2 protein-coding genes are annotated in these 1,338 nt (G+C 73.2%); both read right to left on the minus strand.

Features of this window, described 5'->3' with window-relative positions; translation table 11 throughout:
• Positions 1–35: 35 nt before the first annotated feature.
• Positions 36–788, minus strand: a complete 753-nt coding sequence (locus tag FH969_RS14925; protein WP_139987995.1) for a helix-turn-helix transcriptional regulator — start codon at positions 786–788, stop codon at positions 36–38.
• Positions 789–848: 60 nt separating this feature from the next.
• Positions 849–1,338, minus strand: a 490-nt coding sequence (locus tag FH969_RS14930; protein ID WP_218975340.1) for a formate dehydrogenase accessory sulfurtransferase FdhD, incomplete at its 5' end; no start/stop codon positions are given.

The following is a 1,338-nucleotide window of genomic DNA, read 5'->3' on the forward strand; positions in this document are numbered from 1 at the left end:
CCGAGCCGACCGGCGCCAGCCGCTGATCAACCTGACTAGCGCCGGCGAAGCGCCAGGGTGCAGTGACCGGGGCCGACGAACGGCGTGAGGGCCTCGACCTCGTACGCGTCGCCGGACTGGTCGAGCACACCCTGGGCGAGCCCGGCGTGGACGGAGCACACGACGTCGGGCCGCTCACGCGCGAGCTCGAGGAACGGGCAACGCCACAGGTGGAACGTCGTCGCAACCTGCTCCAGCACCGGGTCGAAGCCGAACGCGTCCAGATGAGCCTCGAGCGCGAGGAGCTGGCGACCCGCGGCGGCGGTCGGGTCGGCGGGAGCGGTCGGATCGGCGTCGTTCGGGTCGGTCGGATCGGCGGCGTCGGTCGCTCTGGTGGCGCCGGCGACGGGCGTAGGAATCGGCAGCCGGGCGCCGACCTCGCGTCCGGCGTGCGTCGCCGCCCCGCTCTGGTCCCGGACCGGGAAGGCGCCCACGAGGGCGCGTGTCAGCGCCGCCTGAGCGATGGAGCGTTCGAGCCGACGCAGTGCCTCGGGGTCTTGGATCACGTCGGCCGCTCGGGTGGCGCGGTAGACGATCCGCGGCCGGCCCCGCGTGCTGCGGATCTCGGGCTCGCCCACCACGTAACCGCCGTCGGCGAGGCGAGCGAGGTGCTCGCGCACGGTGTTCTGGTGCAGCCCGGTGGCGCGCGCGAGCACGTCGATCGTGCTCGGCCCACCCTGCTGCAGGAGATGGAGCAGCTCCAGCCTGCTGGGCGAGGCGAGCAGGCTCGCCGAGGCGCTGGCCACCATGCCCTCCATTCTCGACCTCCGTCGCGAGCCGACGCGGGCCACAGGTCCTGATGTCCCCGGTCAGCGCGGAGGCAGCACGCGCTCCGGGCGCGAGTAGATGACCAACGACTCCCCACGCACGAAGCCGACGAGCGTGAGCCCGACCTCGACCGCGAGGTCGACAGCGAGCGACGAGGGCGCGGACACCGCGGAGAGCACCGGGATCCCGGCCATCGACGCCTTCTGCACCAGCTCGAAGCTCGCCCGGCCGGAGACCTGGAGCGTGGTGCCCGCGAGCGGCAGCCGGCCCTGTGTGAGCGCCCAGCCGACGACCTTGTCCACGGCGTTGTGCCGGCCGACGTCCTCACGCAGCACGAGCAGTGCCCCCGTGGCGTTGTCGAACAGGCCCGCAGCGTGCAGTCCGCCGGTGCTGTCGAAGATCTCCTGGCGCTCGCGCAGGAGGTCGGGGTAGCGCAGGAGAGCGAGCACCTCCACGTGCGTGGGGTCGTGCTCGACGGCGTGGCTCGAGACCGTCCGCACCGCACCGATGCTCGCCTTGCCGCACAGTCCG

It is taken from the genome of Miniimonas arenae (assembly GCF_006351005.1).
In the GTDB taxonomy this organism is placed as follows: domain Bacteria; phylum Actinomycetota; class Actinomycetes; order Actinomycetales; family Beutenbergiaceae; genus Miniimonas; species Miniimonas arenae.

Bases quoted from the DNA above. Each gene is read 5' to 3' on its own strand.
- FH969_RS14925 (WP_139987995.1), bottom strand. From the start codon at position 788: ATGGTGGCCAGCGCCTCGGCGAGCCTGCTCGCCTCGCCCAGCAGGCTG.